General features: G+C 44.0%; 25 protein-coding genes. All 25 read left to right on the forward strand.

Features of this window, described 5'->3' with window-relative positions; genetic code table 11:
* Positions 1-38: 38 nt before the first annotated feature.
* The 25 genes from AB5170_RS01830 to AB5170_RS01950 all read left to right on the forward strand — a co-directional run bounded on the left by AB5170_RS01830 (position 39) and on the right by AB5170_RS01950 (position 14,190).
* Complete coding sequence (locus tag AB5170_RS01830) at positions 39-197, forward strand: hypothetical protein (protein ID WP_173772658.1); 159 nt, start codon at positions 39-41, stop codon at positions 195-197.
* A complete protein-coding gene (locus tag AB5170_RS01835) occupies positions 198-446 on the forward strand; it encodes a hypothetical protein (protein WP_173772660.1) in 249 nt (82 codons plus the stop codon).
* Positions 440-589 (forward strand): hypothetical protein, encoded by a 150-nt coding sequence (locus AB5170_RS01840; RefSeq protein WP_173772663.1) that lies wholly within the window; start codon positions 440-442, stop codon positions 587-589. Before AB5170_RS01835 ends, AB5170_RS01840 begins: the two co-directional genes overlap by 7 nt.
* A complete protein-coding gene (locus tag AB5170_RS01845; RefSeq protein WP_173772665.1) occupies positions 543-737 on the forward strand; it encodes a hypothetical protein in 195 nt (64 codons plus the stop codon). The genes AB5170_RS01840 and AB5170_RS01845 overlap by 47 nt, the downstream gene beginning before the upstream one ends.
* On the forward strand, positions 730-939 hold the full coding sequence (locus AB5170_RS01850) for a hypothetical protein (protein WP_173772667.1): 210 nt from the start codon (positions 730-732) through the stop codon (positions 937-939). Before AB5170_RS01845 ends, AB5170_RS01850 begins: the two co-directional genes overlap by 8 nt.
* Positions 878-1,336, forward strand: a complete 459-nt coding sequence (locus AB5170_RS01855; RefSeq protein WP_330602727.1) for a hypothetical protein — start codon at positions 878-880, stop codon at positions 1,334-1,336. Before AB5170_RS01850 ends, AB5170_RS01855 begins: the two co-directional genes overlap by 62 nt.
* 588 nt (positions 1,337-1,924) lie before the next feature.
* A complete protein-coding gene (locus tag AB5170_RS01860) occupies positions 1,925-2,878 on the forward strand; it encodes a hypothetical protein (protein WP_173772669.1) in 954 nt (317 codons plus the stop codon).
* Positions 2,879-2,888: 10 nt separating this feature from the next.
* Entirely contained in the window at positions 2,889-3,482 is a 594-nt protein-coding gene (locus AB5170_RS01865) for a hypothetical protein (protein WP_173772671.1), read from the forward strand.
* A 91-nt stretch (positions 3,483-3,573) separates the two neighbouring features.
* Positions 3,574-4,353: a phage terminase small subunit gene (gene terS / locus AB5170_RS01870; protein WP_173772673.1), complete on the forward strand. Its 780-nt coding sequence runs from the start codon at positions 3,574-3,576 to the stop codon at positions 4,351-4,353.
* 34 nt (positions 4,354-4,387) lie between these two features.
* On the forward strand, positions 4,388-5,761 hold the full coding sequence (locus AB5170_RS01875; RefSeq protein WP_368357072.1) for a PBSX family phage terminase large subunit: 1,374 nt from the start codon (positions 4,388-4,390) through the stop codon (positions 5,759-5,761).
* Between the two features lie 5 nt (positions 5,762-5,766).
* Positions 5,767-7,194 (forward strand): phage portal protein, encoded by a 1,428-nt coding sequence (locus AB5170_RS01880; RefSeq protein WP_173772675.1) that lies wholly within the window; start codon positions 5,767-5,769, stop codon positions 7,192-7,194.
* Positions 7,191-8,765 (forward strand): minor capsid protein, encoded by a 1,575-nt coding sequence (locus AB5170_RS01885; protein ID WP_173772677.1) that lies wholly within the window; start codon positions 7,191-7,193, stop codon positions 8,763-8,765. The genes AB5170_RS01880 and AB5170_RS01885 overlap by 4 nt, the downstream gene beginning before the upstream one ends.
* Positions 8,766-8,942, forward strand: a complete 177-nt coding sequence (locus AB5170_RS01890) for a hypothetical protein (protein ID WP_173772679.1) — start codon at positions 8,766-8,768, stop codon at positions 8,940-8,942.
* Positions 8,943-9,113 (forward strand): hypothetical protein, encoded by a 171-nt coding sequence (locus AB5170_RS01895; protein ID WP_173772681.1) that lies wholly within the window; start codon positions 8,943-8,945, stop codon positions 9,111-9,113.
* Between the two features lie 104 nt (positions 9,114-9,217).
* Positions 9,218-9,382, forward strand: a complete 165-nt coding sequence (locus AB5170_RS01900; protein ID WP_173772683.1) for a hypothetical protein — start codon at positions 9,218-9,220, stop codon at positions 9,380-9,382.
* 133 nt (positions 9,383-9,515) lie between these two features.
* A complete protein-coding gene (locus tag AB5170_RS01905; RefSeq protein ID WP_243881981.1) occupies positions 9,516-10,166 on the forward strand; it encodes a DUF4355 domain-containing protein in 651 nt (216 codons plus the stop codon).
* A gap of 17 nt (positions 10,167-10,183) precedes the next feature.
* Positions 10,184-11,116 carry a hypothetical protein gene (locus tag AB5170_RS01910; protein WP_173772685.1) on the forward strand — a complete coding sequence of 311 codons (933 nt, stop codon included), beginning with the start codon at positions 10,184-10,186 and terminating at the stop codon, positions 11,114-11,116.
* The gene (locus AB5170_RS01915; protein ID WP_173772687.1) at positions 11,113-11,358 is read left to right on the forward strand and encodes a Rho termination factor N-terminal domain-containing protein; all 246 of its coding nucleotides are present in this window, start codon (positions 11,113-11,115) and stop codon (positions 11,356-11,358) included. Before AB5170_RS01910 ends, AB5170_RS01915 begins: the two co-directional genes overlap by 4 nt.
* Before the next feature lie 5 nt (positions 11,359-11,363).
* Positions 11,364-11,702 carry a phage head-tail connector protein gene (locus AB5170_RS01920; protein ID WP_202030789.1) on the forward strand — a complete coding sequence of 113 codons (339 nt, stop codon included), beginning with the start codon at positions 11,364-11,366 and terminating at the stop codon, positions 11,700-11,702.
* Positions 11,677-12,051, forward strand: coding sequence for a hypothetical protein (locus AB5170_RS01925; RefSeq protein ID WP_173772689.1), 375 nt, complete (start codon positions 11,677-11,679; stop codon positions 12,049-12,051). Before AB5170_RS01920 ends, AB5170_RS01925 begins: the two co-directional genes overlap by 26 nt.
* A complete protein-coding gene (locus AB5170_RS01930) occupies positions 12,048-12,563 on the forward strand; it encodes an HK97-gp10 family putative phage morphogenesis protein (protein WP_368361403.1) in 516 nt (171 codons plus the stop codon). The genes AB5170_RS01925 and AB5170_RS01930 overlap by 4 nt, the downstream gene beginning before the upstream one ends.
* Entirely contained in the window at positions 12,560-12,934 is a 375-nt protein-coding gene (locus AB5170_RS01935; protein ID WP_173771862.1) for a hypothetical protein, read from the forward strand. The genes AB5170_RS01930 and AB5170_RS01935 overlap by 4 nt, the downstream gene beginning before the upstream one ends.
* Positions 12,935-12,950: 16 nt before the next feature.
* Positions 12,951-13,367 carry a phage tail protein gene (locus AB5170_RS01940; protein WP_173771861.1) on the forward strand — a complete coding sequence of 139 codons (417 nt, stop codon included), beginning with the start codon at positions 12,951-12,953 and terminating at the stop codon, positions 13,365-13,367.
* 11 nt (positions 13,368-13,378) lie between these two features.
* Positions 13,379-13,813, forward strand: a complete 435-nt coding sequence (locus AB5170_RS01945) for a hypothetical protein (protein WP_173771860.1) — start codon at positions 13,379-13,381, stop codon at positions 13,811-13,813.
* 26 nt (positions 13,814-13,839) lie between these two features.
* Positions 13,840-14,190 carry a hypothetical protein gene (locus tag AB5170_RS01950; protein WP_173771859.1) on the forward strand — a complete coding sequence of 117 codons (351 nt, stop codon included), beginning with the start codon at positions 13,840-13,842 and terminating at the stop codon, positions 14,188-14,190.
* Positions 14,191-14,206 lie beyond the last annotated feature (16 nt).

Consider the following 14,206-nt stretch of genomic DNA (forward strand, 5'->3'; position numbering starts at 1 on the left):
CCTAAGTGTCTACCAGAAACGAAAGAGAGAAAACGATTATGGCGGAAAAATATAAAACCTGTAAACACAGTACCGGCAGAGTGGGTGAGCTGATCGTATACGTCCACCCGACCTGCCCGAGGCTGTCAATGATAAAAGGCACCTTGTGCAGCAGTAAGATCCGCTGCAGGGAGTGTAAAAGCTGGGAGGTAAAATAGATGATACCAAAATGCAGTGAATGTGATTTTTGCAAGATGACAACCAGGGCGAATGCCAAATTTAACAAATCTGGGATATACGGAAGAAGCGAATTCTTCTGTGAAAATCCAGAAACAGAGAAATTGCCTAGAAAAGCATTTGGCAATAAGATGGAAGGCTTTATAGGCTTTGGAACTCCAGAAAGAGAATCAAAATTAACTTTAAAGACAAGTCCAAGATGGTGTCCAAGGAGGGAAAGTAAATGGTAGATGTAATTGTTGCAATGGGTGTTGGCGTGCTGATCGGAGCCTTTGGCGTGATCGCCTGGGCATTAAGTGCCGTAAACAAGGATAGAGGTGAAAAAGATGACAGAGACCAAGCAGGGAAAGGCAACGGACCGGAAAGCCACTGAGGCGGTGAACACGATTAGAATTTACTGTAAAAACAATGACATTCACGACTGCGTATTTAACTGTGCGATACGGCAGGTATGCAGAGGATATTTTCGCAATTTGAACGTACCGATGCTGTGGCCAGAAGTGGAGGTGCCAGATGATTGATGAGAAGAGAGTGCTGCAGGTTGCCAAGGAATTGAGCATGAACCCGGATAAGGCCAGGAAGCTCCTGGAGGATGCCAGATCAGAACCGGCAATCCTGGCACAGGTACATAGATACGAACTGCTTGTGGGAGGTGATAGAGGTGGACAAGACGGTGCTGGAGCAGTATGTGGAGCTAAAGGAAGAAATCAAAGACCTACATAACCGCATAGACCGGGACAGGCGCAGGCTGGTCAAGATCGAGAATGAGGGTGTGGTTTCTGATACCGTGAAGGGAACCAGAAAGGATGGAACCTTCGGTCCGATCAAGATAACCGGCTATCCTTTTCCAGAAGTTGATCAGGTGAAGGGTATGATCAAAAAGCGGGTAACAAAGCTTCACATACTGGAAGATGAACTGCAGGACGCACTGAATGCAGTAGATGATTTTATCCGGGAAATCCCACAAAGCGATCTGAGAATGATGTTTCGTTTTTATTACCTGGATGACATGACATGGGTGGCGGTAGCAGCAAATATGAACAGCCGGTTTCCAAAACGGAAATATACAGAAGACAGCTGCAGAAAGCGTCATGACCGATATCTTGAAAAAATATTATAAAATTTTCAAAATGTCCGGTCATGTCCGCTTCGGCTATGGTAGTATGTATACTGGGATTGACGAAAAGATTTCATTAAGCTCCTTATTAAGTGATTGCCAGGTGTCACAGCCTGGCAGTTGATTCTGGCAGATATCAACCAGGGAATTGCTGAGGCCACAGCAGAGCCGAAATGATATTACAGTGCAGGCTGACACATTGGTACGCGGTTCGACTCCGTGTTGTATGAGTCCGGGGCAGTCATGTGTGAGGGAGCTCACTGCACTACCGGAACACCTCCCCGATCGGGAGGGAGCATGAGCCGTTAAGCCGAGCCGCAGGTTCGAGTCCTGGTGTTCCGATTGGCTTCGAGAGGAGCTATAAATACAATTCTTCCCCGAAAGAATATAATTTGCAGAGAGAACTTCGTAGAAATTACGAGGTTCTTTTTGTTTAGTTTTCCGATATAGACATTGACGAACAAATGTTCTATAATGCAGATATTCACTTTACAAATATAGTTGTCAAATATTCTCGCAATTCGTTGCAAAATGTTGAATTGTGGAGTATGATTTAGGCAAATTATATTTTATGGGGGGGGGGAACTGCATATGGCAAAGAAGGTTAAAGTATCTGTTTATGGTATGAATATATCTAGAAATGGTGTTGACAGAGTGAATTTGAATAATATTTTTCAAGGAAGAAGTCTTATTCAAATTGTCAACGAATATATAGAGCAAAATCTTAATAGATATGATAATGATCACCATAAAGAAAACTTGTTTGCTTTTTCACAGTGTCAATTAGATGTGATGCTAGATGCTGAAGGCAGGTTAGAAGGGAATGTTCTTTCGGGAGTTGTAAAAACAGGAGAATATGGAATTAGTTCAGAACTGATCGACGTAAATACAGGAGATGTTTATAACAGATCTATCGATCAAGCTGATATTATGCCATTTGGTTTTTGCATTATTGTTCCAGTAGGAAATGTGAATAGCTGTATTGTAGTGATGCAGAATTTGGGACAATATAGTATAAAATTGTCTTTGCAGAAAAAATTAGAATCAATTATACATATGGCAGATAATGATTTGTTTGTATCTTTAGGTCCAGTAATGCCTAGACAGTATATCCAGAAATATTTTCGAGAAGGTATTTTACAAAAAATATCCATGATTAGGTACGAAATTCCTCGAGATGAAACTGAAAGATTGGGTGTGAATTATGGTGTAAATGAAACATATGAGGAAAGAATAATTCATAAACCAACTGGCTTTTTGGAAAGAAAAGCAAATGTTATTGCAGAATGGATGAATGGTCAGAGAGCGGCATCAGATATTGTACAGATTGATGATTATGATTATGATAATCTTAAATTTGTTTTCAAATTAGGAAATACGGAAAAAACAATTAACTTGGATAATGTAGACAGAATAGTTATAACTGAAGATATATCCGATAGAGTTACAATGTTAGATGGATTGCCGACGTTTGATACATTAAAACCTGTTATGATTGAAATTGGCAGAGGGTATTTACAGGGAATTGGAATGGCATATTTATAGGGGTGAAAGCATGAAAGAACTTACAAGTTTTTTGCAAAAGCCAGATGTGATTGTGTGCAGTGTGGTTCTTGTTTTGCTATTAATAGGATATCGTTTTGGCGGGATGAGATATACTTCTGTCAAAGAGATTATTAAGAATTATTTATCCTGTTTTAGTGATGATAATGGAAGAATATTGTTCCTGCCAGTGGTGTATTATTTTGGAGTTCCGCTACTGGTAAGCATTGTGGCTGCTTTAAAACATGAAATGGACGGAAATATAATAAATACAGTCACTGTGGTAGTATCCATTTTGACTACATTGCTTTTTAATCTTTTGATGTTAGTGATTGATATGAAATCTAAAATTCAAAAAGATCCAGAATATTATAGTATGGATGCGCGTACATCAAAAAAAGCATTGATTGGAGCATATTATGCGATTATGTTTGCAATACTAGTCAGTGTTGGTATTTTAATTATTTGTCTTTTTAATGTTTTTGTAAAAACCTACGGTTTAATTCAAAGCATATGCCTTTATTATCTTCTCTTTTTATTACTTATAAATTTATTTATGATTTTGAAGAAGATATATAAAGTTATTGATACAGATATGAATAAGTAGTAGTGATATGTATAAGACATACACAGCACAAAGGCAGCTCCCCGGGGCTGCTTTTGTTGTACCCAAAAACGACGAATAGAGGTGATGAGACATGGCCAGAGCGCCGGATCCAAGAATTGAACAGGCGAAGGCTATGTGTCTGAAAGGCATGAAATTAGTTGAGATTGCAAGTCAGCTGAATCTGCCGGAAGGTACTGTTCGAAGTTGGAAAAATAGATATAAATGGGATTGCAACGTTGCAAAAGAAAAACGCAACGTTGCAAAAAGGAAAAAGGGCGGTCAGCCAGGCAATCAAAATGCAACCGGTCCGCCGGAGAATAAGAATGCAGTTAAGACAGGAGAGTTTGAGACTCTCTTTTTTGATTGCTTAGAACCAGATGAACAGAAGCTGATCCAGACAGTACAGCCAGATAAAGAGCAGCTGCTTCTGCAGGAGATTCAGCTGCTGACTGTCCGGGAACGGCGTATGTTAAAGCGGATTGAATCCCTGAAGTTCCTGGAGCAGACTTCGGATCCGGAAGATGACCAAGGGGAGGATGAGCTTGAAAAAGCACCTCCCGGAATGTCTGTTACAAAGTACAAATATGGAATGGAGAAAGGAAAGCCAACACTCCTGAGGGAATACGAAGGAATCCTTGGTCAGATCCAGTCCATTGAGGATGCGTTGACCAGAGTCCAGGCCAGACGCCAGAGGGCAATTGAAGCCCTGCATAAATTTGGTTATGATGATGCTCATCTGGAGCTTGAAACTATGAAGTTCGAGCTGGAGCTTCTGAAACAGGATGGACAGAACGAGGATGATACAGATGACGGCTTCCTGGAAGCCATGAATGCTTCTGCCGAAAATGTCTGGGGTGATGAGGATGTATGAGAAACTGAGCAGCCTTAAGAAGCGCCTGCAGCAGATGAAGCAGAACCGGACAACCAGACAGAACGGCCAGACATTTCACTTCTCTCCATTCTCAAAGAAGCAGAAACAGGTACTGACCTGGTGGTGCAAAGAATCCCCAGTCCATGACAAAGATGGAATCATAGCAGACGGAGCTATCCGATCAGGAAAGACTGTCAGCATGTCGCTGTCTTTTGTTATGTGGGCAATGAGCGGCTTTGCAGGTCAGAACTTTGCCATGTGCGGAAAGACAATCGGCTCCTTCCGGCGAAATGTTTTGTTCTGGCTGAAGCTCATGCTTCGATCAAGAGGTTACTCTATCACGGATCACAGAGCAGACAACCTGGTAGTTGTGCGGAAGAATAGTATTGAAAACTATTTCTACATCTTTGGCGGTAAAGATGAACGTTCTCAGGATCTTATTCAGGGTATTACACTGGCTGGTGTGTTCTTTGATGAGGTTGCACTGATGCCGGAATCCTTTGTCAACCAGGCAACAGGACGTTGCTCTGTGAAAGGCTCCAAGTTTTGGTTTAACTGTAACCCGGACGGGCCGTATCACTGGTTTAAGGTCAACTGGATTGACAAGTCTACCGGATATCTGGGAAAAGAACAGGTCGAGAAGATTCGCCAGAAGGCAAAAGCAGAAGGCAAGGATCCAGGACTGAAAGCGCTTCTGTATCTGCATTTTACCATGGATGACAACCTGTCCCTGGATGAAGAGGTAAAAACCAGATACCGCAGCATGTACATTGGCGTATTCTTCAAGCGTTACATCCTGGGATTATGGGCAGCAGCCGAGGGCGTTATTTATGATATGTTTGATGAAGCCAGGCATGTCCGCGATATCAAGGATTTCTTTCAGCTTCTGATCAACGGCAACCGCTATGTTTCCTGTGACTATGGTACTCAGAATGCAACCGTCTTCCTGCTCTGGAACAAAGGCAGGGATGGAGTCTGGTACTGTATCCGGGAATATTACTATTCAGGACGTGATAAAGGCAGACAGAAAACAGATTCTGAATATGCAGATGATTTAAAAAAATGGCTGGATGGTACGAAGATAAAAGCAATCATCGTGGATCCATCTGCAGCTTCCTTCATTGCAGAGCTCCGCAAGCGCGGGTACAAAGTGCTGAAAGCCAACAATGATGTGTTGGATGGAATCCGCCTAGTGGGAATGCTGCTGAATTTGGAACTGCTGAAATTCGCCAGTTCCTGTACAGAAACCATAAAAGAATTTGCTTCCTACATCTGGGATGAAAAAGCCCTGGAACGTGGGGAGGATAAGCCAGTTAAGCAGCACGATCACAGCTGTGACGCTGTACGTTACTTTGTGAGCACAGTGCTTGGCAGCAGGGTAGCGAGACTTCGAGAAATAAGTAGGTGAGAACAATGTATATATTTACAATTCCAAGAGAAAAATTTGACGAGCTGGCACCGGACAAAAGGATCATCCGTCAGCTAATCAGTAAGCACATCAGCCAGGTTGAAGATCTGAAAAAGAACATGGCTTATTACCAGGGCAAACATAAGATCCTGGAAGATGCCAAGCGGGAAAACAGGCTGGTATGCAACCATGCAAAGGACATTTCAGACACAGCCAGCAGTTATTTTATCGGAAATCCGGTTACTTATAAGTCAGATGCTGATATAAAGGATTTGACAGATTCGCTGGAGACAGCAGGGGCAGATGAGACTGACGGTGATAATGGTCTGGATCTTTCCATCTATGGCTTGGCTTATGAATATGTGTATGTGAAGGAAAATGAGAATAATCTACTGACCAAGAACCTGTCCCCGGAAAATACGTTCATGGTAAAAGATGACAGCATAGAGGAAAACGAGCTCTTTGCTGTCTATTATTATGTCCGGAAAGATGATTCGGAGACGGGACCGGAGCATTACATAGCAACCGTGCTGACGCCGAATTACAAGTATGAGCTGGACATCCAGAACAATGAAGTACCACAGCTGACAACAGAACTGCCAGTTCCCCATTACCTGGGAGAAATCCCGATTATTGAGTATTTGAACAATAAGCTTGCCATTGGGGACTTTGAGCTTCAGATTCCTCTGATCGACGCTTACAACGCACTGATGAGCGACCGTATTACAGACAAGGAGCAGTTTATTGATGCCATTCTTGCCATTTATGGCACGTTGCTCTCAGATGAGGATGAATCTGGTACGGAAGAGGAAGATCAGAATATCAAAAAGGCAAAAGAAAGGCTGAAAAAGTACAAGGTGCTTGAAATGCCTGATACAGCTAAGGCAGAGTACCTGACCAGGACGTTTGATGAATCCGGAGTGGAAATCCTAAAAAAAGCTATTGAACAGGATATTCATAAATTTTCCCATATTCCCTGTATGTCAGATGAATCCTTTGGTGGAAATGTGTCTGGCGTGGCTATGGAGTTTAAGCTTCTGGGAATGGAGAACATCACCAAGATAAAGACCAGATATTACAGAAAAGGTTTAAGAAAGCGCATTCGGATTTTTTGCAATTATCTGGAGCTCCATGGCAAGAGTGTGGATCCGGCCGGAATCACAATGACTTTTACCAGGGCACTGCCGAAGAATCTGTTGGAGATCTCCCAGATTGTGGCAAACCTGTGGGGAAAAGTAAGTAGAAAAACACTACTGTCCCAGGTACCATTTGTGGATGATGTGGACGAAGAACTGAAAGCTTTGGATGAAGAGACAGAAGAGAACCTGAAACGGCAGCAGGAGGTCTTTGGCATGCAGGAGAACACACCACCACAAGATGGTAATCCGGATCAGAAGGAACCAGATAAATCTGAAAAGGATGATGCTGAATGAGTAACTACTGGGAAAGACGCGCCGTGTGGGACTTATACAAGAACCTGGATAACGCAGAAGCCACAGCTGATCTGATCGCAAAAGTGTACAGAAGTGCTTCCATGAATCTGACTTACGCTGCGAAAGATATATTTGAAAAGTATATGACAAAGCATAAATTGTCAGAGGCAGAAGCCCGCCGGTTATTGGATACCTTACAGGATAAGACTTCTCTGGATGAAGTTCTGCAGACATTAAAGAATAAAGATTATTCAGAAAAGACCAAGCAGGAGCTTGTCCAGGAACTGGAATCTCCGGCGTACCGCGCAAGGCTTGAAAGACTACAGGATGTTATGCAGCAGGTAGACAAGCTGATGGAAAACGTTTATCACCAGGAACAGCAGTTTGACACCAGTTTCCTCCGTGATCTGGGAGAAAGGGCTTATTACCAGTCCATTTACAATATCCAGAAGCGTACCGGTCTTGGATTTAGCTTTTCCCATATCAGCCAGAAACAGGTTGATCAGGTGCTGCGAATGAACTGGTCTGGAAAGCATTACTCAAAGCGTATATGGAAGAATACGGAAAATCTGGCTCAGACATTGAAGGAAGAAATGCTGGTCAGTCTTCTCACTGGCCGCACGGATCGGGAGACAGCACAGATCATTGAAAACAAATTCGGGGCAGGAGCTATCCAGGCAAGGCGCCTGGTGAGAACAGAGAGCTGCTTTGTAGCCGGTGAGTTTACTGCCAGGGCTTATGAGAAATGCGGCGTAGAGAAGTATCGGTATCTTGCGACTTTGGATCTGCGAACAAGCAAGATCTGCCGGAGTCTGGATGGGAAGGTTTTCCTTTTGGCAGAAAGAATGGTTGGAAAGAATTATCCTCCTATGCACCCCTGGTGCCGTTCTACAACCATTAGCATTATTGATGAAGAAACTCTTGCCCGAATGCAAAAAAACGCCTATAACCCGGATACAGGATGTATCGAGTTGATACCAGCAAATATGACCTATGACCAGTGGTATGAGAAATATGTGAAAGGGAATGCCAAAGCTGAGGCACAGGAGAAAGCGATTAAAAACAGTTCTTCTGACCGGGAGCAGTATGAACGCTATCAGAAAGTTTTAGGCAAAACCGTCCCAAAATCTTTTGCAGACTTCCAGGATATGAAGTATAATAAACCTGAGATGTGGAGGTTCATGAAAATGGATTATCAGAGAAGAAATGAACTTCTGGAACATCCGGAGCTGAAGCTGCCGAATGCGGAAAATGCTATTCTGCCGGAGCCTAAGTTTACAAAATATCTTTTCGATGAAAATAGCGAGAAGGGATATCCTAAGGGCAGAGCCTTCACAGACCGCCTGGGCTATGGAAAGGATAATTGGCAGAAGCTGCAAAAAGCATTAAAAGATGGTGCGCCAAGGTATCCAGCTCAGTATGTTGACAATAACGGATACGGCGACAGATATGTTCAGAAGATGGTCCTTTATGGTGAAAAGGGAACACCGGCAAATGTAATTGTAGCATGGCTCAAAAATGCAGATGGCACAACAAAGTTGACCAGCGCGTACATTAAGGAGGCGAAGTAAATGCAGATAAAAGAATTTGATACAGTGCTTTTAAAAGATGGGCGCGAAGCAGCGATTGTCGAAATATTAGATGATACACATTTTCTTGTAGATGTAGGGGATTCGCCTGCTGATTGGGACACTATTGATGCAACTATTGATGATATAGTGAAAGTAATCCATAGGATGGAGGATTAGATGGAAATCAAAGAGTTTGATACAGTCCTCCTGAAGGACGGAAGAACTGGAAGCGTTATGGAAGTATTTCCAGATGGTTCTCTGATCGTAGATGTGGGAAGCTCATCTGAAGACTGGGAAACTTTATATGACAAGACTGTGGATGATGTTGAAAAGGTAATTTCAGATTAACAAATATCAATACAGTTATAAAAACAGTGATAGCACGCCATAAGACGTGTTATTTTTGTGCTTATTTTAAAAAAAATGCGCCGGCGCAAGAGGAGGTGAGGACCATGAAAATAAAAGCAATCAAGCGTTACAGCGACATCCGTCTGCACAAGGTAATCGAACCTGGTACCGTCCTGGAGGTGGACGAGGCAAGGGCAGATCACCTGGTGAAGGAAGGCATGGCTGAAATCGTGAAGGAACCAGCTAAGACCGCACAGAGAAAGGAATAGGTGATCCAATTATCTCCCTTTGGGACGCAGGGTGACGCGTCTTATTTTTATGCTCCGAAATGAGGGTAAACTAAAAAATCTGAAACGAATGGCCCGGGCCCTGTAGGGAATAGGCTGGGCGGAAAGGATAGACATGAGAAATAAAGTTATAAAAGCATTTTGTAAAGTACCAATGAACTTGCAGCTTTTTGCAGAAGGAGGAGACGGCGCTGGGGCTGATGGCGGCAATGGCGGTGGATCCGGTGATGGAGAAGGCGCAGGCGGTGAAGGTGGAGCTGGTTCAGACACACCTCCATCTTTTGATGACTTCCTGAAAACAGGCGGCAATCAGGCAGAGTTTGACAGACGTGTCCAGAAGGCGGTCAATACGGCAGTGACAAAAGCCCAGGAGAAGTGGCAGGCACTGGCGGATGATAAGCTTTCCGAAGCCGAGAAGCTGGCAAAGATGACAAAGGAAGAAAAAGCGCAGTACATGCAGCAGAAAAGAGAAAAGGAACTTGCCGACAGAGAGGCAGCAATCACACGCAAGGAGCTGATGGCAGAAGCCAAGAACACCCTTGCCAGTGACGGGCTTCCCCAGGAACTTGCAGAGGTACTGGATTATTCGGACGCTGATACCTGCAAGAAATCCATGGAGAAAGTCAAGGAAGTGTTCCAGAGAGCTGTAGAGACTGCAGTGGAGGAAAAGCTGAAAGGCGGCAAGCCTCCGAAAAAAGCACCTGGCGGTGACGCACAGAAAGCCCTGGAAGAGCAGGTGTATAACATCATGATGGGCAATAATTAAAGGAGAGTGAATAAATTATGGCAATTAACACATTAGCAGCTGCAACCTTATTTATGACTATGCTGGATAAGGTCGCAGTACAGGAAGCAACAACCGGATGGATGGACGCCAATGCGGGACGTGTGATCTATAACGGTGGAAATGAAGTAAAGATCCCGAAAATGTCCCTTCAGGGAATGGGAGATTATGACAGGGATAACGGATATACACAGGGCTCCGTTACTCTGAATTATCAGACAAAAACAATGACTCAGGATCGTGGACGTCTGTTCAATCTTGATCCAATGGATATCAACGAGGCGAACTTCATTCCAACAGCGTCTGCTGTTATGGGTGAGTTCCAGAGAATGCACGTAGTTCCAGAAATTGATGCTTACCGTATCTCTAAAGTGGCTACAGAGGCAATCACAGCTGAAAAGGCAGGAATGGTGGATTATGGCTACACTCCGGGAGCCACTGGAACTTCTGCGCTCAGAGCTTTTAAAGAAGGTATCAAGGCGGTACAGGATAACTATACCGGACCTCTTGTATGCCAGGCAACTACTGATTTTATCATGGAGTTGGAACTGGAACTTGCTGGAAAAATCACTGCGACAACCTTTTCCAAAGGCGGCATTGATACACAGGTTCCTTCTGTGGACCGCGTGCCGATTATTCCAACATCCTCTAACCGTATGTACACTTCTATCAAGATCAATGATGGAAAGACAGAGGGACAGAAACAGGGCGGTTATGAAAAGGGAACTACAGCAAAGAATATCAATTTCTTTATCTGCCCGGTAACCACACCGATCGCGATCACAAAACAGGATGTCATGAGAATTTTTGATCCGTTAGTAAACCAGAAATTAAACGCATGGCAGCTGGATTACCGTAGATTCCATGATATCTGGATCCTGGAGAACAAACTGGATTCCGTTTATGTGAATATCAAGGAGGCAAAAGCATGAGAGTGATCAGAGAAAATGTGGAACGCGAAGTGGATGCTTCCAAATGCGAGCAGCTGCTTAAAGATGGCTATAAGCTGGTAGAGACTTCCGGGGATTCCAAAAAGGAATCCTCAGAGGCAAAAGCTCCTGGAGACCTTGACAGCATGGGCCTGGCAGAGCTTCGAGCTGTTGCCAAAGAAAAAGGTCTTTCCGGCTATTCCAGTCTGAGCAAAGAAGAACTGCTTGGCGTCCTGAAAGGGTGATTGGATTGACGGATGAAGAGAAAACAAAAGCCATAGAGCGTTTGAAAATCCTTACCGGCAACAATGATGAGAAACTGATTGGAGTGTTGATTGACGAGGCGGAAGCGTTTGTTCTGGGGTATACCAACCGGACCCGGCTTGTTACCGGGCTTGAAAAAGCAGTGCGCGATCTTGCAGTGATTGCCTTGAACCGTCTGGGAACAGAGGGCGAGACAGGCAGAAGTGAAGGTGGTGAGTCCTATTCTTTCGACAATGCTCCCAGGCAGATTTATGATGTACTGAACCGTTTCCGGCTAGCCAGAGTAGGAGGCAGAACCTATGAGACTAAGACAAAGCAGACTTGAGACTTATTATCATAGAAAACGGGTAGTAAAAAAGGACAATGAGGGCAGCACTTATGAAGAGTACGGTGCTGCCCGCTCCTTTTCTGGAGAGTCCTGGCCAGCTTCCGGGAAAGTTCAGGCGCAGCAGTATGGACAGCGGCTTGGGTACATCCGTAATGTGAAAATTAACGGAGAATATGCCATCAAGCCGGATGAAAATGGACGGTTGCATTACATTCTGGATAATGGTACTGATCTGATGGAACTGGATGGAATCTGCCTGTTCGTTGGTGAGAATACTGAGCCGGATTACAGGATTGTTGCAATTAAACCATACCGTTTTCTGACGCTGGAGGTGGAACGGACATGAGCGCGGAAGGTCTGGATGAACTGGAAATAAAGCTGGATCAGCTGGCAGATGTAGATCTGAATAAGGCAGTTGGAAATGCTATCCAAACTGTACGAAGCGCAGCCGTTATGAATGTACATGTGGATACAGGGGAACTCAGGCAGAGCATTTATGCAGAGGTGGAGGATAACGGTGATACGGCAATTGGCGTCTGTTGGACAAATAAACCTTATGCGACCTATCTGGAATTTGGTACCGGACCGAAAGGCCAGGAGAACCATGCAGGCATTTCACCAGAGATTACACCAGCCTATACGCAGAATCCCTGGTGGATCCATGAAAGCCAGGTGGATAGGCGTGTGGCTGAGAAATACCACTGGTTTTACATGGATACTCCAGACGGACGCTTTTATCTGTGCACTGGACAGCCCGCTTATCCATTCATGTATCCAGCATTAAAAGACAGCCAGGATCAGATCCTGGAAGGAATGAAAGCTGATTTTTCAGCTGCCATAAAGGAGAGCATTAAATGAAAAATGTAAAAGATGAAGTATTCGCGGCGCTGCTCACTGTTTCAGAACATGTGTCTGATGCATACCCGAAAGAGTGGGCTGGGAATGAACCAACCATTCAGTTTACCGAAGAAGACAACAGCGTCTTTGAAGGCAGTGGAAGTGCAGAAGGAATGAGAGAAGATAAATCCAAGGTACGGTACCGCATTGATATCTGGGATCTTAAAAATACCTCACCAACCGCAGTTGCTGTAGATAAGGTTGTGTCCGCTCTCGGGTTAAAGCGTATCGGCTGTGCAGATGTTCCGGATTCATCCGGCATGAAGCATAAGCAGATGAGGTACGAAGGAATTATTGATATGGATTCAGACCAGGTATACTGGCTGAATTAGGAAAGGAGAACGAAGCATGTTAGCAAATGGTGCAAAGTTAGGATATAAAAAGAAATCTGAAGCAAGCTCTGCGTATAAAGACCTTCCGGGATTGAAAGAGATTCCGGAACTTGGTTCTGAGCCAGAGAAAGTTGAAAATACAACTCTTACAGATCCTCATAAAATGTATGAACTTGGAATCGGCGATTTGCCGGATATGGTGTACAAATTCAAATATGATAATACCAAGGCTGACAGTCCATACCGTGTTATGAGACAGGCAGCAGAGGATAAAGAGGTATTAGGTTTTGAGGAAACAGATGCGGACGGTACCAAGATTCAGTTTGATGCCCAGGTTTCTGTGAAACGTACTGGAGGTGGTGTCAACGGCGTGATCGAGTTCGAGCTGACCATGATTGTTCAGTCTGACATTGATTATGTAGATCCGGCATAAGGAGGTAGCTGATGGAGAGTTTAGGCGGATTAAATGATGTATCTGAAAAGGACGAAATGAAAGACGAAAAGGTTGTAAACCTGGATGAAGAGAAAAAGAAACGCAAGCCCTTCTGGTACTGGACAGTAAAAGGCAGGGATTACAGACTGAAACTGAAAGCTTCTACAATCGGAAAACTGGAAAACAAATACCGCCAGAACATTATGAACCTGGTGGAAGACATGCCCTCCTTGTCGGTCATGCTGACTATTATTCAGGCGGCTATGGAGCCCTGGGAGCATGGGATTGATTACCCAGATATCCAGAAGATTTACGATTACTGGACAGAGGAAGGTGGAAACCAGGTTGATCTGTTCGAAAAGGTGGTAATCCCTACCCTGGTGGTTTCGGGTTTTTTCCCGGAGAAACAGGCTCAGAGCATCATGGAGGAGCTGGAGAACCAGTAAAGACAACCTCAGAGTTTCTGGGCGAGTTGTACCCATATGCCCTTGATGCAGGTATTTCCATTGACCTGTTTTGGAATTCTTCTGTAAATGAGATCATAGACATGCTGGAAAGCTACGGCAGACGGAAAGAGCAGGAACGTAAGCTGAAAATTCAGGACGATTTCATTATAGCAGAAGTGATTGCACTTAATATCCTGGCACCTGTTGCTGGTGATATAGAAGCAATGCCCCATCCCTGGGATTATTATCCCAGTTTCTTTGAAGCAGAGAAAAAGTCCTGGGAAGAGAATCAGCTGAAACAGCAGATGGAAGACTATAGGGAGCGAAGAAAAGCATATATTGCAGAAGTAAACAGACGAAGGCAGTTAGGTTTATAACCCGACTGCCGGTTTT

The organism is Ruminococcus sp. RTP21484sp1_RTP21281st1_A8_RTP21281_210402 (assembly GCF_040914025.1).
GTDB lineage: Bacteria > Bacillota > Clostridia > Lachnospirales > Lachnospiraceae > Blautia_A > Blautia_A faecis.

Bases quoted from the DNA above. Each gene is read 5' to 3' on its own strand.
- AB5170_RS01830 (WP_173772658.1), top strand. From the start codon at position 39: ATGGCGGAAAAATATAAAACCTGTAAACACAGTACCGGCAGAGTGGGT.
- AB5170_RS01835 (WP_173772660.1), top strand. From the start codon at position 198: ATGATACCAAAATGCAGTGAATGTGATTTTTGCAAGATGACAACCAGG.
- AB5170_RS01840 (WP_173772663.1), top strand. From the start codon at position 440: ATGGTAGATGTAATTGTTGCAATGGGTGTTGGCGTGCTGATCGGAGCC.
- AB5170_RS01845 (WP_173772665.1), top strand. From the start codon at position 543: ATGACAGAGACCAAGCAGGGAAAGGCAACGGACCGGAAAGCCACTGAG.
- AB5170_RS01850 (WP_173772667.1), top strand. From the start codon at position 730: ATGATTGATGAGAAGAGAGTGCTGCAGGTTGCCAAGGAATTGAGCATG.
- AB5170_RS01860 (WP_173772669.1), top strand. From the start codon at position 1,925: ATGGCAAAGAAGGTTAAAGTATCTGTTTATGGTATGAATATATCTAGA.
- AB5170_RS01865 (WP_173772671.1), top strand. From the start codon at position 2,889: ATGAAAGAACTTACAAGTTTTTTGCAAAAGCCAGATGTGATTGTGTGC.
- terS (WP_173772673.1), top strand. From the start codon at position 3,574: ATGGCCAGAGCGCCGGATCCAAGAATTGAACAGGCGAAGGCTATGTGT.
- AB5170_RS01875 (WP_368357072.1), top strand. From the start codon at position 4,388: ATGAAGCAGAACCGGACAACCAGACAGAACGGCCAGACATTTCACTTC.
- AB5170_RS01880 (WP_173772675.1), top strand. From the start codon at position 5,767: ATGTATATATTTACAATTCCAAGAGAAAAATTTGACGAGCTGGCACCG.
- AB5170_RS01885 (WP_173772677.1), top strand. From the start codon at position 7,191: ATGAGTAACTACTGGGAAAGACGCGCCGTGTGGGACTTATACAAGAAC.
- AB5170_RS01890 (WP_173772679.1), top strand. From the start codon at position 8,766: ATGCAGATAAAAGAATTTGATACAGTGCTTTTAAAAGATGGGCGCGAA.
- AB5170_RS01895 (WP_173772681.1), top strand. From the start codon at position 8,943: ATGGAAATCAAAGAGTTTGATACAGTCCTCCTGAAGGACGGAAGAACT.
- AB5170_RS01900 (WP_173772683.1), top strand. From the start codon at position 9,218: ATGAAAATAAAAGCAATCAAGCGTTACAGCGACATCCGTCTGCACAAG.
- AB5170_RS01905 (WP_243881981.1), top strand. From the start codon at position 9,516: ATGAGAAATAAAGTTATAAAAGCATTTTGTAAAGTACCAATGAACTTG.
- AB5170_RS01910 (WP_173772685.1), top strand. From the start codon at position 10,184: ATGGCAATTAACACATTAGCAGCTGCAACCTTATTTATGACTATGCTG.
- AB5170_RS01915 (WP_173772687.1), top strand. From the start codon at position 11,113: ATGAGAGTGATCAGAGAAAATGTGGAACGCGAAGTGGATGCTTCCAAA.
- AB5170_RS01925 (WP_173772689.1), top strand. From the start codon at position 11,677: ATGAGACTAAGACAAAGCAGACTTGAGACTTATTATCATAGAAAACGG.
- AB5170_RS01930 (WP_368361403.1), top strand. From the start codon at position 12,048: ATGAGCGCGGAAGGTCTGGATGAACTGGAAATAAAGCTGGATCAGCTG.
- AB5170_RS01935 (WP_173771862.1), top strand. From the start codon at position 12,560: ATGAAAAATGTAAAAGATGAAGTATTCGCGGCGCTGCTCACTGTTTCA.
- AB5170_RS01940 (WP_173771861.1), top strand. From the start codon at position 12,951: ATGTTAGCAAATGGTGCAAAGTTAGGATATAAAAAGAAATCTGAAGCA.
- AB5170_RS01945 (WP_173771860.1), top strand. From the start codon at position 13,379: ATGGAGAGTTTAGGCGGATTAAATGATGTATCTGAAAAGGACGAAATG.